At 40.4% G+C, this 16,054-nt stretch carries 13 protein-coding genes and 1 pseudogene; 13 read left to right on the forward strand and 1 reads right to left on the reverse strand.

Annotation, left to right across the window (positions count from 1 at the left end):
- Positions 1 to 7 precede the first annotated feature (7 nt).
- The 12 genes and pseudogenes from AC6I5B_RS05480 (at position 8) to AC6I5B_RS05535 (ending at position 11,840) form a co-directional block, all read left to right on the forward strand.
- Positions 8 to 361 (forward strand): DUF6262 family protein, encoded by a 354-nt coding sequence (locus tag AC6I5B_RS05480; RefSeq protein ID WP_004613097.1) that lies wholly within the window; start codon positions 8 to 10, stop codon positions 359 to 361.
- Positions 362 to 376: 15 nt separating this feature from the next.
- Positions 377 to 784: a DUF6262 family protein gene (locus AC6I5B_RS05485; RefSeq protein ID WP_009244225.1), complete on the forward strand. Its 408-nt coding sequence runs from the start codon at positions 377 to 379 to the stop codon at positions 782 to 784.
- The gene (locus AC6I5B_RS05490) at positions 756 to 1,133 is read left to right on the forward strand and encodes a DUF6262 family protein (protein ID WP_009244224.1); all 378 of its coding nucleotides are present in this window, start codon (positions 756 to 758) and stop codon (positions 1,131 to 1,133) included. Before AC6I5B_RS05485 ends, AC6I5B_RS05490 begins: the two co-directional genes overlap by 29 nt.
- Before the next feature lie 162 nt (positions 1,134 to 1,295).
- The gene (locus tag AC6I5B_RS05495; RefSeq protein WP_412363526.1) at positions 1,296 to 2,870 is read left to right on the forward strand and encodes an ABC transporter ATP-binding protein; all 1,575 of its coding nucleotides are present in this window, start codon (positions 1,296 to 1,298) and stop codon (positions 2,868 to 2,870) included.
- Entirely contained in the window at positions 2,863 to 4,572 is a 1,710-nt protein-coding gene (locus AC6I5B_RS05500) for an ABC transporter ATP-binding protein (RefSeq protein WP_128125109.1), read from the forward strand. The genes AC6I5B_RS05495 and AC6I5B_RS05500 overlap by 8 nt, the downstream gene beginning before the upstream one ends.
- A 191-nt stretch (positions 4,573 to 4,763) precedes the next feature.
- Positions 4,764 to 5,453: a response regulator transcription factor gene (locus AC6I5B_RS05505; protein ID WP_028088187.1), complete on the forward strand. Its 690-nt coding sequence runs from the start codon at positions 4,764 to 4,766 to the stop codon at positions 5,451 to 5,453.
- Positions 5,426 to 6,562: a sensor histidine kinase gene (locus AC6I5B_RS05510; RefSeq protein WP_118659951.1), complete on the forward strand. Its 1,137-nt coding sequence runs from the start codon at positions 5,426 to 5,428 to the stop codon at positions 6,560 to 6,562. Before AC6I5B_RS05505 ends, AC6I5B_RS05510 begins: the two co-directional genes overlap by 28 nt.
- Before the next feature lie 107 nt (positions 6,563 to 6,669).
- The gene (locus AC6I5B_RS05515) at positions 6,670 to 7,341 is read left to right on the forward strand and encodes an ABC transporter ATP-binding protein (protein WP_005341592.1); all 672 of its coding nucleotides are present in this window, start codon (positions 6,670 to 6,672) and stop codon (positions 7,339 to 7,341) included.
- Positions 7,338 to 9,803: an ABC transporter permease gene (locus AC6I5B_RS05520; RefSeq protein ID WP_118659953.1), complete on the forward strand. Its 2,466-nt coding sequence runs from the start codon at positions 7,338 to 7,340 to the stop codon at positions 9,801 to 9,803. The genes AC6I5B_RS05515 and AC6I5B_RS05520 overlap by 4 nt, the downstream gene beginning before the upstream one ends.
- A gap of 257 nt (positions 9,804 to 10,060) precedes the next feature.
- Positions 10,061 to 10,558: an Rrf2 family transcriptional regulator gene (locus AC6I5B_RS05525; RefSeq protein WP_243112089.1), complete on the forward strand. Its 498-nt coding sequence runs from the start codon at positions 10,061 to 10,063 to the stop codon at positions 10,556 to 10,558.
- Positions 10,559 to 10,569: 11 nt separating this feature from the next.
- Positions 10,570 to 10,620 (forward strand): annotated as a pseudogene (locus AC6I5B_RS05530) (hypothetical protein); the annotation flags it as partial.
- 323 nt (positions 10,621 to 10,943) lie between these two features.
- The gene (locus tag AC6I5B_RS05535; RefSeq protein ID WP_118659955.1) at positions 10,944 to 11,840 is read left to right on the forward strand and encodes a helix-turn-helix domain-containing protein; all 897 of its coding nucleotides are present in this window, start codon (positions 10,944 to 10,946) and stop codon (positions 11,838 to 11,840) included.
- A 72-nt stretch (positions 11,841 to 11,912) separates the two neighbouring features.
- Here the strand turns inward: AC6I5B_RS05535 and AC6I5B_RS05540 are convergent, their stop codons facing one another.
- Positions 11,913 to 12,776, reverse strand: coding sequence for a helix-turn-helix domain-containing protein (locus AC6I5B_RS05540; RefSeq protein WP_118659957.1), 864 nt, complete (start codon positions 12,774 to 12,776; stop codon positions 11,913 to 11,915).
- A 202-nt stretch (positions 12,777 to 12,978) separates the two neighbouring features.
- Here AC6I5B_RS05540 and AC6I5B_RS05545 point away from each other — a divergent pair, with 202 nt between their 5' ends.
- A complete protein-coding gene (locus tag AC6I5B_RS05545; RefSeq protein WP_118659958.1) occupies positions 12,979 to 16,017 on the forward strand; it encodes a glycoside hydrolase family 2 TIM barrel-domain containing protein in 3,039 nt (1,012 codons plus the stop codon).
- Positions 16,018 to 16,054 lie beyond the last annotated feature (37 nt).

A 16,054-nucleotide genomic window follows, 5' to 3' on the forward strand; every position in this document is an offset into this window, starting at 1 on the left:
ATCTGATATGAAGTACGATAAGATTGTAGAGATAAGTAAAGAAAGATCAAGACAGAATACGGAAGTGGCACTTAGGGCAATAGAGGAAATGCTGAGAGAAGGGGAATGGATTACCGTTGCCGAGCTTGCCAAGAGAACAAAATTATCAAGAGCAAATTTTTATGTGAATAAAGACATTAGAAAGTCACTTGATGATGCTAGATACAGGCAACAGCGTATGTTAAAAATAAACTTTGACAGCGTGATGGAAATCGAAGATTTGCAACAAAAATTGCGAAAACTTAATTTGGAAATGGTGAAACTGAGAGTTGAAAATCAAGAACTACAAGTAATCAACCGGAATCTTCAGAAAGAAATATAAGTGAGGATGGACGGCATGAAATACGATAAAGTAGTTGAAATGAATCAGAAAATTGGTAAGCAAAATGCCCGTATCGTGGAAAAAGAGATTGAAAGAATGATAGAAAATGGTGAAAGAGTTACGGTAGCAGCATTACAAAGATATACTGGATTTTCAAATTCATTCTTTTACAAAAATAAACTTGTTCGTGAAATTTTGTATGAAGCAATTCGAAAGCAGAATCAGTGTTATAAAAATAACCTTACTTCGATGTGTACTCAACAAGAGATAGAAGAAAAGATGATAAAACAACAAAAACAAATTTTACAGCTGGAGTTAGAGAAGAGGAAGTTGCTTGAGGAGAATCAAAGGTTGAGAGAGGTGTGTGGGATTTTAGGAAAGGAGAAAAGAGAAAATGAAATACGACAAAATAGTCGCTATTAGTCAAGAAAAAAGTAAGGTTAAAGCTGAGATTGCAAAGCAAGAAATTCAAAATATGCTGGATAGAAAAGAAAAAGTGACAATGGCTGCACTGATAAGAAAAACAGGATTTTCTAAAACACTTTTTTACAGAAATATAGAAGTTAGGACAGCACTAGATAAGGCATATAGGGAACAAGGTGCGTGTTATAATCCGAAGCAGATTATTGTTGATAAAGTTATGGAAGAAAAGTTAAATACATTGAAGATTGCAGTTACCAAGCTTAAGAAGGAAAATATAAAATTAACATTACAAAATGAAGAACTTTTAAAAGAGATTGAAAGATTAAAATTGCAGCTAGAAAAGAAATAAACATATAAAAATAAAATAGAAAATTATGGACAATACGGTGGCTTGATTGGGAAATTAAGGTTGCCGTATTTCTTTATTTAATAGATAAAATGACCAAGGTGCATGCAGGAGGCTGTGGTTACGCCCAGTATCCATGCGGTTTCCAGAGATGGGGCTAGATTTATGGTCGTAATGATTGCAGTGGCGGTAACTTTGCGGTTTGCCCTGTTTGGCTGTTCCGGCGTAGCAGCCCACAAAGGGGCCTATGGCGCTCTTTTCAAAGTGCGCTGCATGGTTGCAGAACACATGGCTAGAGCGCCTTTAGGGGCCTTGAATGAACGGCGCACCGGGGACATAAAAACGGTTCTGAATGAAGATATTGAAAAGTTGGAGCTGTTTCTGGCCCATAACCTTCCTGACCTTGTGTGCTATCTGGTGGGGCCGGTAGTCATCTTTATTTATCTGATGACCGTCAATATTCCTCTGGCATTGATTTCCCTGGTTCCGCTGATCCTTGCTGTTGTTGTAATGGGAATGATGTTCCGCAATACGGATGACCTGATGGAACGGGCCAATCACTCCATTACCACACTGAACTCGGTTATGATTGAGTACATCAGCGGCATGAAATTGATTAAAGCCTATAACATGGGGAGCAAATCGTTTCAAAAGTTTTCAGACGCTATCCAGGAAGAAAACGCCATGTGGAATGAAACTTCCCGGCGCATGGGGCCACCTTATGCGGCCTTTGTTGTTATCATCGAATGTGGGATGTTGATGATGGTTCCAATCGGCGGAATGTTTTTCCTGAAAGGCTCACTGGCTGCCAGCGCATTTTTGCTGTTCGTCTATGTAGGTTCCATGTATCTGACGGAAATACGCCCCCTACAGGAACTGGGGACTAATTTTGCCAATGTGCTGAACGCTGTTACTAAGACCAAAGAGATACTGGATATTCCAATTTATGAGGGTGGAGCGGACTTTCCCCAAAATCACGATATTGAACTTCGGAATGTTCGGTTTTCCTATGATGGCAAGACCGATGTACTGCAAGGCGTTAATCTCAAAATTAAAGATGGTGAACGCATGGCCCTTGTGGGACAGTCTGGTGCCGGTAAAAGTACCGTGATTGAGCTGATCTCCCGGTTCTATGATGTGCAGGAGGGCGAAGTGCTGATTGGCGGGAAAAATGTAAAGGAACTCAATTATGATACTATCCTAAAAAATGTCGCCATTGTGTTCCAAAAGACCTTCCTGACCCGTGACAGCGTTTTAGAAAATATCCGCATGGGCAGTAACGCCACTCTGGAAAAAGTACGGACCGCCGCAAAAGAGGCGCAGATTGATGATTTCATCATGTCTTTGCCGGATGGATATGACACGAAGGTGGGCAGCTTCGGCTCTCGTTTCTCCGGCGGTGAAAAACAGCGGATTGCCATTGCCCGCGCTATCCTGAAGAATGCCCCCATTTTGATCTTAGACGAGGCCACAAGCGCCTCTGACCCGGAAAATCAGATGGAGATTGACAAAGCCATTCAAAATCTCTGTAAGGGAAAGACTGTCATTGTGGTAGCCCATCGTTTGAGCGCGTTGAAGATGTGCGAGCGTGTAGCAGTGGTTGAAAATCACACAATTACCTGTGTCGGAACCCATGAGGAAGTCCGAAAGAACAATGCTTACTATCGGAAGGCGTGGGAGGACTACGAAACAGCCCGGAATATTACTTATCAGTTGGAGGGAGGCGAGCAGCATGAGTGAGCATGATGTATTGAAAAAGAACCGTAATTTTTATATTGGTGTTGGCGGGACTGTTCTGGAAGGGCTTCTCTCCGGCAGCCTGTTTATGCTGCTTTACTCTGTCATGCAGTTTTTGTGGTCGGGACAATTTGACATGAACCGTGTCCTGGTTCTGACCTGTGTGATCGCGGTGGTTTTTCTTCTTCGTATCCTGATTTACAGCTATGGCTATACCAAAGCGCAGATTGGCGGTGCAGAGGTCAGCAAGAATACCCGCCTCTTTATGGGCGACCATTTGAAGCGTATCCCGCTTTCCCGGTTTACCCAGGGACAGACCGGCGATTATATCAATACCATCACAAGCGATGTAAACAACTATGAAAAAATCCTGACCCATAAGATCGGTGATATGGCAAAGAGTTTTGCACTTTCGCTCATGCTGATTATTTTTGTGATGACCATTTATGTGCCTGCCGGAATTATCCTGCTGATTGCCGACTTGCTTTTGATCCCTGGACTGTGGCTTTCCTTCCGTATGGTTCGGAAGTATGGTAAAGAAAAGAATGATATTTGTGCAGAGAATGTCAGCAGCATTGTGGAGTATGTGTCTGGTATTCAAACTTTCCGGGCCTATGGCGTAGGTGGTTTGAAGAATAAAACCGTTATCAACGCTATGCGGGAGTTCTGTCGGATCAGCTTTGTATATGAAGCGAAAGTCCTTCCTATCGGCGCTGGATTTGGCATTTTAAGCTGGCTGTCCTGCCCGCTTGTTATCTGGACAGCTTATGCACCCTGGGCTACCGGGACACTGGATACAGTATCTTATCTTCTGATCTGTATGCTGCCTTTGTTCTGTGCAAAGCTGGCAAACTCTATTTTTGTAGACCTGACAAGTTATAAGAACCTGATGATTTCCAAAAACAAAATCCTGGGTGTGATGAACGAACCAGAGGAAACAGGCAGTATGGAGCCGCTTCAAACAGCCACCCATGAAATCAACTTCGACAGTGTGGACTTTTCCTATGTTCCTGGAGAGCCGGTGCTGAAACACGCCACCTTTACAGTGCCAGACCAGAAGCTCACAGCCATTGTCGGGGACTCCGGTTCCGGCAAATCTACCATTCTGAATTTGATTGCAAAATATTACGAGGCAACAGGCGGAACAATTTCCATTGGTGGTAAACCTATAAACCATGTAGCTGCCGAGCGTGTACTGGAACAAATCTCTATGGTAGATCAGGATGTATTTCTCTTTGATGATACCATTCGTGAGAATATCCGGCACGCCCGCCCCGAGGCCACGGATGAGGAAATCGAAGCCGCCTGCCGGGAGGCCAACTGTGACGGTTTCATCCGCAAGATGGAAAAGGGCTACGATACGCCGACTGGCGAAAACGGAAACCTTCTTTCTGGCGGTGAGCGTCAGCGAATTTCAATCGCCCGTGCTATCCTGAAAAATAGCCCCATCCTGCTCTTGGATGAAGCAACAGCATCTCTTGACATTGAAAATGAGCTTGCCGTAAAGCAGGCCATCGCTAATCTATTAAAAGAGAAAAAGACAGTGGTAATGATTGCTCATACCCTTTCCATTGTCAAAAACGCTGATCAAATTCTTGTAATGGGTGATGGCAGGATTGCTGAATCTGGAACCCACGAGGAATTGCTTGCGAAAGGCGGAAAATATGCTGCTATGTGGAACGCAGAGCAAAAAATATCGGCTTGATAGAAGCTAAAGAAGAATAATTGCATAGCGCATGAACCTGCCCCGACTATGGGGAAAGAAAAAAACGCTGGCTGGGGCAGGTGCAGCGGTCCTTTTTCTTTTCTGGAGAGCAGGTGGATACTATGCAGTTTTGGAGGAGTGTGGTAAAATGTGATTGTTTATCATGTTAGGAGATTAGGAAGGTAGATGAAATGAGGACAATTTTGTTATTGGAAGATGATGAGAATCTGAACCGTGGAATCGCGCTAAAACTGCAGAAAGAAGGGTATCAGGTTTTTTCCGCTTTTCAGATTTCAGAGGCAGAAAAATTATTTGATGAAAATAGAATAGATCTGGTAATCAGTGATATTACTCTGCCGGACGGAAACGGACTGGAGTTTTGCAGGAAGATTCGAAATAAGAGCAAAGTCTTTGTACTGTTTCTCACGGCAATGGATTCGGAAATTGATATGGTAAACGGCTATGATGCAGGGGCGGATGATTATATTACAAAGCCATTCAGCCTGATGGTACTGGTTTCAAAAGTTCAGGCATTTATGAGAAGAATGGAAGGAGTCTGCGGACACAACAGAATCTTATCAGGAAATATCGAAGTAAATTATGGAGAAATGAGAGCGTTAAAACGAAATGCTGATGGAGTGACTCCTTTGACATTAAGTAAAAAGGAACTTCAGATAATGATTTACTTTATGGAAAACGCAAGGCAGATTTTATCAAAAGAACAGATTTTAGAGTATGTCTGGGATGTTGACGGGCAGTTTGTAGACGATAATACAGTTCCTGTAAATATCAGCCGATTGAAAGGAAAAATCGGGAATGATTATATACAAAATGTAAGGGGGATGGGATATATATGGACCGAAGAAAGCGTACAGGAGTAGCTCTGGCAGCAGGGCTGCTTTTTCTGTTTGTGACAGAGATATTGTTGCTGTTTCTGGCAGGAAATAGTTTATACAAGGAAGAGCAGGGGAAATTAGGGGCGTTAGTGCTGTCCCATCCGGAACAGGAGACGGAGTATATAGAGTTATTTGACAGAGGAAAGCAAAGAAATCGTCAGGAAGAGGAAGCGGGGAAAGAGCTGGAGGAGCGTTACGGGTATACTCCTTTTGATGGGAGAAGCGTGAAAACTTTTGCTGCATATGGAATAGGAATGGCGATGGTTTTTGTGGCAGGACTTGGAGTTTCATGGGTTTTGTTTTTGCGAAATAAAAGAGACCGGCAGCAAGATGAAAATAACCAGGAAGAACTTCGGGAAAAATATATAGAACTGCAGAATCATTTTGAAAAAGTAAGAGAAAAACTTTCCAGAGAAGAAAACAATACAAAATCTTTAATTACAGATATTTCCCACCAATTGAAAACACCGATTGCTTCATTGAAGATGAGTTGTGAACTGGCGGGGTCTGCCGATTTAACCTGGGAGGAACGGGAAGAATTTTATAAAAAGGAATGGGATGAAATTCAAAGACTGGAAAATCTTTTGGATTCACTGATTCATGTGTCCAGATTGGAATCTGGGATGATTCAGATTCAGCCAGAGATGGGCAGTCTGAAAAATACATTGGTACAGGCTGTAAACAGTGTGTATATGAAAGCGTATGAAAAATCCATAGATATTTCTCTGGATGAATTTCAGGATGTGCAAATTGTACACGACTCGAAATGGACAGGAGAAGTGTTCGTAAATATTTTAGACAACGCAGTAAAGTATTCGCCGGAGCATACAGAAATCCGAATTCGGGTAACAGAGCTTGCTACCTGCATGATGCTGGAATTTATCGACCAGGGAACAGGTATTCCGGCAGAAGAGGCGCATCGGGTATTTCAGCGTTTTTACAGAGGAAACCAAGAGTATGTAAAAAAACAGGAGGGCTCTGGGGTTGGACTTTATCTTGCCAGAAAAATTTTGGAGGAGCAGAAAGGCACGATTTGTGTAAAAGTAGCATCTGAAGGCGGTAATAATTTTGTGGTGACATTACCAAAGAAATAGATTTCTGAAAAAAGATTTCTTACATAATTGTTATGCTTTTTGTAAGCCTGCTGTAAGACTGGATTGATAGAATGACATTAGCAAAGAAAAAGGAGGCTTCAAAGTTTATGAAAGCAATATTAGAAACAAGAGATCTTGTGAAATATTATGGAAAAGGCGATAATTTGGTGAAAGCTATTGACCATACAGATTTAATAATCGAACCAGGTGAATTTACAGCAATTGTAGGACGTTCTGGATCGGGAAAAAGTACTCTTCTTCATATGCTGGGAGGATTGGACCGTCCTGATTCCGGAAAGGTTTTGATAGAAGGAAGAGATATTTTTCAACTGAAAGATGAAAAACTTGCAGTGTTCCGCAGAAGAAAGATTGGGTTTATTTTCCAAAGTTATAATTTAGTACCATCCTTAAATGTTTGGGAAAATATTGTGCTACCCATTGGATTGGATGGAAAGAAAGTGGATACAGAGTATGTTATGGATATTATCTGTAGAATCGGAATGGAGGATAAATTGAAATCCTTACCGAATACTCTTTCTGGTGGGCAACAGCAGCGAGTTGCTATTGCAAGAGCGTTGGCATCTCGCCCGGCGATTATTTTAGCAGATGAACCAACAGGAAATTTGGATTCCAAGACGGAGTTAGAAGTGATTTCTATGTTGAAATCCTGTGTTTCAGAATATGGGCAGACACTGGTTATGATCACGCATGATGAGACCATTGCGCAGATGGCTGACCGTATGATTGTCATTGAAGACGGTAAGGTGGTGAGAGCATGAAAACAGTAACAAAAACAGCGCTTGCCAATGTAAAACAGAACAAAGGAAGAAACTTTTTATGTGGATGCGCCATTGCACTGACTACGTTTCTGATATTTGTTGTTTTAACGGTGGGATATGGAATGATCCGCGTACAGCTTGCATCGGTGGATGCTTATTATCCATCTTACCATATTATGTTCCGCCAAGTTTCCGAGAAAAACACCAAAGCACTTCAGGTGCATAATGATATAGAAGAAATCGGTCTGAGAATGGATTTGGGACAGATTATAGATGATGATGCCACAATCATTATGACCGCTATGGATAATAATGGGATTCGGTTGAACAAAGCGGAGTTAGAAGAAGGAACTTTCCCAAAAAATGAAAAAGATATTGTTGTTTCCAAGGGAGTTTTAGAGGAACTGGGAATTCAGGGGAAATTGGGTGATGAAATCACGATTCCATACCAAATTTACGAAAAAGACGGTATGGGATATGCGAAAGAAGACACTTTCCGCATCTGTGGCTTTATGGAATCTTCTGATTTGAATAAAGAAAAGAAAATGTATTTTGTGATGAATTCCATGGAATATGCGAAACAGATGATACCGGAAGCAGACAGAGAATATCGTGTGATGTTCCGTCTGGCAGATGCAGAGCATATGACAACAGATGAAATCGAAGAGAGGGGAAAAGAAATCGGAGAGGATTTTGGTGTACCTGAGGGAAATGTGGTAGAAAACAGAGCGTATTTGGCTGCAAATTATACAGATCCGTCATTTGTAAAAGGAATGATCGTGGTAATCGTTATGGTTGTTTTAGCAGGAATCCTGACTATTTATAGTATTTATTATGTGTCTATGATACCAAAAGTACAGGAATATGGAAAATTAAAAGCCATAGGCTCCACCAAAAGACAGATTCGGCAGATGGTATTCCGTGAAGGAATGCTGGTTACGGCGCTTGCCCTCCCTGTAGGATTGCTTATCAGTAGTTTCCTGTCCAGATGGATTATGAAACAGATGATTACTTTTATGGCAGGCGAAGACCCTCTAATGCAGGTAGCAGCAGAACTTGTAAAAAATGGTGAGGTATCTTTGTTGCACTGGTGGATTTATGCGATTACCATTATGGCGGTGCTCTTTACTTCCGCAGTTTCTTTGGCAAAACCGATGCGAATTGCTGCCAAAGTTTCGCCCATTGAGGCTATGCGTTATCAGGGGTTAGAAAAACGTGGGAAAAAAGTACGGAAAGGCTATCAGAATCTCACGATTTTTCGTTTGACAAAAGCAAATATGGTAAGAAATAAAAAGAGGACTGGGATTACGATTGTTACATTAGGAGCAACTGGTATTCTGTTCATGGTTGTGGCAACTATTTTATCTTGCGCGGCACCGAAAGAAATTGCAAGAAAGGATATTGAATCTGATTATAAAATTAAATTGGAAACATGGGGTGGGGACAAAATGAATCCGGACAGAGACTGGAGACAGGTTCAGCAGAATAACCCCTTGACGAAAGCGTTTATTGATCAGGTTCGTGATGTAGACGGTGTGGAAGAGGTAAAGGTAAAAACATTTATGAATGGCAAAATTCCGAAACTATCTATGGATGGTGAAATTTGGGACGCGAATATTATTGGACTGGATGCATCTTATGCAGAAACGCTGGAAAAAGGAGAGATACAAGGACATGTGACATATGAAGAATTGGAAAAAGGAGATAAAATCCTCATGTCTGCTAATATGCTATACTGGTTCCCGGAACTGAAAGTGGGAGATTCCTTGAAGATGGTTTTGAATATGGGAGATGACCAGGTAGAAAAGACTTTTGAGATAGGAGCCATCGGAGATTACTATGCAAGCCTTGGCGGAAGTTCATTTTATCTGCCCCAATCAGTGTTGGAAAAAATGAATCCCAATAATCTGAACTACATACTGGAAATCACAGTGAATGATCAGAAAAAGAACAGTGCATATCAGGAACTTCAGGCACTTGCCGACAACAGTGAATACCTGGTGACAGGAAGTTATGAAGAGCAACTTCAGGAGTGGGAAAAGAATATGCGGTTGACGAGCGTTTTGTGTTATGCATTTCTGATTATTCTGGGTGGAATTGGAATCATGAATCTTGTGAACACTATGATGAACAGTATTTACACAAGAAGGCGGGAGCTTGGAATGATACAGGCGATAGGAATGTCTGAAAAACAGTTGATCCGTATGCTGCAACTGGAAGGAATCATCTATACTTTGGGAACATTGGCAGTTTCTGTGGGCATTGGAAGTCTTGTAGGATATGGTGCATTTCTTTATGCAAAAACCAAACACATGTTTCAGATCAGTGAGTATCATTTTCCAGTGGTCCCAGCAGTGCTTTTGATTTGTGTGGTTGCCTTTTTACAGGTACTGCTCACATATGGAGTATCTGCAAATTTCCGAAAATTGAGTTTGATTGATCGGATACGATATGCAGAGTAATATATTAAAAACATCATATATACAAAGGGAAACGCTATAAAAAAACAGAATTGCCCAATATGATTAAAAGGATAAAGAAAGCTCCCTTCTAAATAAACAAGATTTTATTATTTCTCTTGTCTACTTAGAAGGGAGCATATCATATCTTCACGCGTCATTTCTAAATTACGGCGGCTTTGATTTTCAGAGCCGCCGCTTTCTTTTTGCCTATCGGCAAGTCTACGACGACCCGAACACTGTAAAAATGCGGCGGCTATATGCTGGAAAAACGACCGGGAGAAATTTCTCTTATGGATGTTATTAACTGTACAGAGTCAACAATGGCAATCAGCAGATGCCTGGAGAAGGACGGATACTGTTCCAGAAATTACTCGGATTGCTGTAAAGTACATAAAGTGTTACTGGATCTGCAGAACACTTATAATAACAGTCTGGAAAATGTGAAAATATCAGATATTATTCAGCCGGGTAAAGATGAATATTTTGGACGTTTTTATGTAGTTATAAAACTGAATTTGAAGGATCAAACATATGAGTGTATTTATTCCCATGTACATGAAGTCTATGATAAAGTAAGTGCTTCAGCTAGCTACGGTGAGTTTGTAAAAAAGTATACAGAACAATATGTACATGAACAGGATCGCCAGAAGTTACAGGAATTCTTGGCAAGTGAAAAGCTTACGGAACACTTGGTAGACGGCTGCATGGAAGAAGATATGAGAGATTTGACAGATCTGGATATCCGGATGGATTAAAGGGAGATCAGATTCCAATCTGTGCTCAGGTGGTCGGTCTGGTAGATGATTATGATGCGTTGGTCAGTGAACGACCATATAAACGCAAATTGAGACATGGAGAAGCGGTAAGGATGATTATAAATGGTGAATGTGGAGCGTTTTCTATGAAACTGCTTCAATGCTTTCTGGCTGCTGCTATGCAAAAAGAGTGGGTGCAGAAAGTAGAAACGGATACGGAAGCGTAATAGGATGCAACCTGGGTAATGGGAAAACAGAGAAATAGTATCTTATCATTTTTTTATGAAATTGGATGAGATTCTGCCTATATAATACGATTCTACCATTAAGGGGTGTACTTTTTGGGACAAAATAGATACTATAATTCTGAAAGGGGGAAGTATTTATGGACCTTGTGAAAATCGGAAGCTATATTGCAGAAAAAAGAAAAAAACTTGGTATGACTCAAAAACAGCTTGCTGAGAAACTGGGTAAGAGTGATAAGTCAGTTTCCAAATGGGAACGTGGGATTTGTTTACCAGATGTGTCTGTGTATTTAGAATTATGTGAAATATTAGGCATTAGTCTAAATGAATTTTTGGCAGGTGAAGATATTGAGGTAACTAATGTAGAAAAAAAATCGGAAGATACACTGATACAGATATCAAAAGATAGTAGTCATAAACAGCGTTATTTAAAGAAGATTATTGCTGTACTTCTTATTGCTGTGGGAGCATTTGCTATTACTCTTGGAATCATGGCATGTAATAAATTGCGGCAACCACAAAATTATATAGAAGCAGTAGATCCAGATAGTGTAGAAATGAAAACGGCTGAATTGTTGTCCGGAATTGATGGAACCATGATGTTTCGATACAATTCAAAAGATACATTTCAAGCATTATACGTTTACTTGTCAGAATATCATTCTGGAAAACGAGTTTCACATAAACGAGTTTTGGAACTTTCCTATGAGGACGTGAAATCTGCAAAAAATGGATTGATTGTCATCACTCCGGATTTTGATAATTTTACTGCAAAGCTTATTGCAGCAGATGAATATTCAAAATATATGACAGAAACGCCAATCTTGGAAGGTGTTGCAAACAGAGAATATTATGGAAGATCTGCGACCTCTATAGAGAACAAAAGCACGATAGAGTACGGAACAGAGCAAGGATTGGCAGCACTGATCTATGGCGAACAAGGAGTGAGTTCGTTGCCGATACAGGACATTACAGGAGAATACATAGATACAGATAATGAGTATATGTATTATTATTCGGCTGAGTTTGTAAAATAAGAATAGCAAAAGTGAGAAGAGGATATCACAAATCATTGTTTTGATAATTCGGTGGTATCCTCTTTGTGGATTTCAGAGTTTGTTTCTCAGCTTTCGGTATTCTCTCGGTGAATATCCTTTCAGCTTGTGGAAAAGCCGGCTGAAATAAAGCTGGTTATCATATCCGACAATCTTAGAAATCTCATTGATGGAATAAGTTGTTGTTTCCAGTAACATCTGGGCATTGTTGATCCGGATTCCAACGATGAATTGCATTGGTGTGGAACCAGTATATTTTTTAAAATTACGGATAAACCAGCTGACACTCATTCCTCGTGAGGCAGCATAATCGTCGATATTGATATTCTGATTGTAGTTTTCACTGAAAAAAGTAACAGCGTTCTCCATCTCATGGTCAAGATATTCATTTTTCAATATATGTTCCCTGCTCAGTTCCCGGTGGAAAATAATCAGAAGATGGCGTAGTAAAAGGACAAGCATTTCCTCAAAATCATCCTGACAGCGTTGGAGTTCAATGATAATACGTTTGAAAATTTGTTCATATTCCATAGATGTACCAACCTGAAATACACGTTCTTTATCCGGAAATCCATACTGACGCAAGATATTTTTTACATTGCTGCCTGTAAAATGAATCCAGTATACTTCTGTCTTATCTTCCCCATAGTATTCATATTTCTGAAGTTCCTTCGGTCTGTACAGTACGATATTACCGGCGGGAACAATCGTTTCGTTATCTACATTGTCAAAATGAAAATGCCCACAACCGGCAGTGATATAGATAATCTGATAATCTAGGCGTCCCTTTGGACGATAGGTTGGTAACTTTGGATGGTTGGAAAGGCGGTAAGTGCCGCAGCTTCCTACAACCAGTGGGCGACTTTTGTCTTTGAAATCCATATGGGAGTGGTTTAAATAACCGGTATTCATATACATAGAGCAGCACCTCTTTTCCTATTTTTTATTATTGTATCATTTAGTGCATATTTTGTCTAATCCAATCCATAGACATATTTTGCAGATTAGGATAAGGTATATATAGCAAAACAAAGAAACGTAAACATAAAAGTAAAAAGTGAGATTTGCTGCAGGGGAACAAAGTATAAAAAAATGTATATGTATTGAAGGAGAGTTATTTATGATTGTACCACGTTATTATGAGAATTTAAGCGTACTGCATGAAAACACAATGCCAGCCAGAGCCTATTATATTCCGGCATCCAAAAGAATGGACAATCTGGTGGAGCACAGGGAAGAGTCAGACCGTATGCAGTTATTGAATGGAACTTGGAAATTCCAGTATTTTAACAGCATCTATGACATTCAGGATTCTTTCTTTGAGAAGAATTATGATACAGAAAACTTTGATGAGATTCAGGTTCCAAGTGTATGGCAGATGGCAGGCTATGACACACATCAGTATACAAACATCCGGTATCCGTTTCCGTTTGATCCACCATATGTGCCACAGGATATTCCATGTGGAGCCTATGTACATAATTTTGAGTACAGTAGAGATGAGAAAGCATCAAAAGCTTTTTTGAACTTTGAAGGAGTAGACAGTTGCTTTTATGTATGGATCAATGGTTCTTATGTAGGATACAGCCAGGTTTCCCATATGACCAGTGAGTTTGATGTTACAGATGTACTTCAGGATGGAACAAATACGGTGGCAGTGTTGGTAATGAAGTGGTGTGATGGTTCTTATTTGGAAGATCAGGACAAATTCCGTATGAGTGGTATTTTCCGGGATGTGTACATTTTGAAACGTCCAGAGCAGGCAATCAGCGATTATCATATAAAAACAAAGATTGAGGATATGCTTGCAAAGGTAGAACTTGATGTGAAATTCTACTCCTCAGCAAATGTAAAAATTTCGATTGAAGATAAAAATGGAGCAGTTGTCGCAGTAGGAAGTATTGCCGAAGAAGGAACAGCGGTGTTAGAGATTGCAAGTCCAGAGCTTTGGAATACAGAAAATCCATACCTGTACAAACTGATCCTTGAAACAGAAAATGAAGTAATTGTAGATCATATCGCACTCAGAAAAATAGAGATCAAAGACCAGGTTATTTATTTAAATGGACAGAAGATTAAATTCCGTGGTGTCAATCGACATGATTCCGATCCGGCTACTGGATTTACAATCAGTCCGGAACAGATTACAACTGATCTTACGTTAATGAAGCAGCATAATTTTAATGCGATCCGTTCCAGCCACTATCCGAACGCACCATTTTTCTATGAAATGTGTGACAAGTATGGATTCATGGTAATAGATGAAGCAGATATTGAAGCTCATGGTCCATTTATGATCTACAGAAAAGAAGACACCGATTACAATCGGTTCAAACGATGGAATGAGAAGATTGCAGATGATCCGGTATGGGAAGAGGCAATCGTTGATCGTGTAAAACTCATGGTGGAACGTGACAAAAACCGTTTTTGTATCGTCATGTGGTCTATGGGAAATGAAAGTGCTTATGGCTGCAACTTTGAAAAAGCACTTGCTTGGACAAAGAAATTTGATCCAGACCGCATCACACAATATGAGAGTGCAAGATACCGTAATTATGATGAAACATATGATTACAGCAATCTGGATGTGTACAGCCGGATGTACCCAGCGCTTTCCGAAATTCAGGAATATCTGGATAAAGATGGAAGCAAACCTTTCCTTTTGGTAGAGTACTGTCACAGCATGGGAAACGGACCTGGAGATTTTGAAGATTATTTCCAGATGATTCAGGATAACGATAAAATGTGTGGTGGATTTGTCTGGGAGTGGTGTGACCATGCGATTGCTCATGGCACTGCTGAGAATGGAAAGACAATCTATGCTTACGGAGGAGACCATGGCGAAGAAATCCATGATGGCAATTTCTGTATGGATGGATTAGTATATCCGGACAGAACGGTACATACAGGACTTTTGGAATACAAGAATGTTTATCGCCCGGCAAGGGTTATTTCCTATGATAAAGAAAGCGGAGAACTGGTGCTTCATAACTACATGGATTTTGATGACTTGAAAGATTATGTGAAGATTAGTTATGAACTGACACAGGATGGTCTTGTGATCAGCAAAGGCATACTTCCGGAGTTTTCTGTGGCACCACACGGGGAAGGAAAAACAAACCTGAAGATCAATGTTCCAGAGAATGGGAAATGTTATTTGAAACTTATTTACCATCTGAAAAAAGAATTGCCACTGTTGGATGAAGACCATATTCTTGGATTTGATGAAATTGAGGTAAGTAAAGAGGATGCAAAATGTAAACTTGCAGAGAAATGGATACCAAAAACAGTAGTGGACTCTGAATTACAGGTAAATGAAAATGATACACAGATTCATATCAAGGGGCGTGAATTTGCTTATACCGTAGACAAACGTACTGCACTCTTTACAGAGATGAAATTCGCAGGGCGGGAATACTTGAACCATCCGATGGAATTAAATATTTGGAGAGCTCCAACAGATAATGATATGTACATCAAGTCTGAATGGAAGAAAGCTCACTATGATAAGGCTTACACAAGAGCCTATACGACAGAGGTTGTGCAGGGAAAACATGGTGTGAAAATTACAAGCCATGCATCCGTTGTGGCAGAGACAGTACAGAAGATTCTTGATGTGACGATTACATGGAAAATAGAAGCTACTGGAAAGATTGATGCAGATGTTGCAGTAACAAAAGACGATGAATTCCCGGATCTTCCGAGATTTGGGGTGAGGATGTTCCTGGATAAGAAACTTGCAGATGTCAGATTCTTTGGAATGGGACCGCAGGAGAGCTATCGTGACAAGCATCAGGCAGCGAGTCACGGTCTGTACCGGGCAAATGTAGGGGATTTACATGAGGACTATATCCGTCCACAGGAAAATGGAAGCCATTATGATTGTGAATATGTAGAGCTTAACAACAGCCGATATGGAATTGTGGCATCCGCAGAAAAGGCATTTTCATTCAATGCTTCTTATTATACACAGGAAGAACTTGAGAAGAAAACGCACAATTATGAATTAATAGAATCAGATAGTGTAGTATTCTGTGTTGACTACGCATTAAATGGCATTGGTTCTAATAGTTGTGGTCCAGTTGTATTGGAGCAGTACCGATTTGATGATGTATTATTCCAGTTCCAGTTTACACTGATACCGTATGTAAAGGGATAATAAAGTTTCATGTAACCAGTAAACAAGGAAAGAGAGT

Source organism: Faecalimonas nexilis (genome assembly GCF_059731825.1).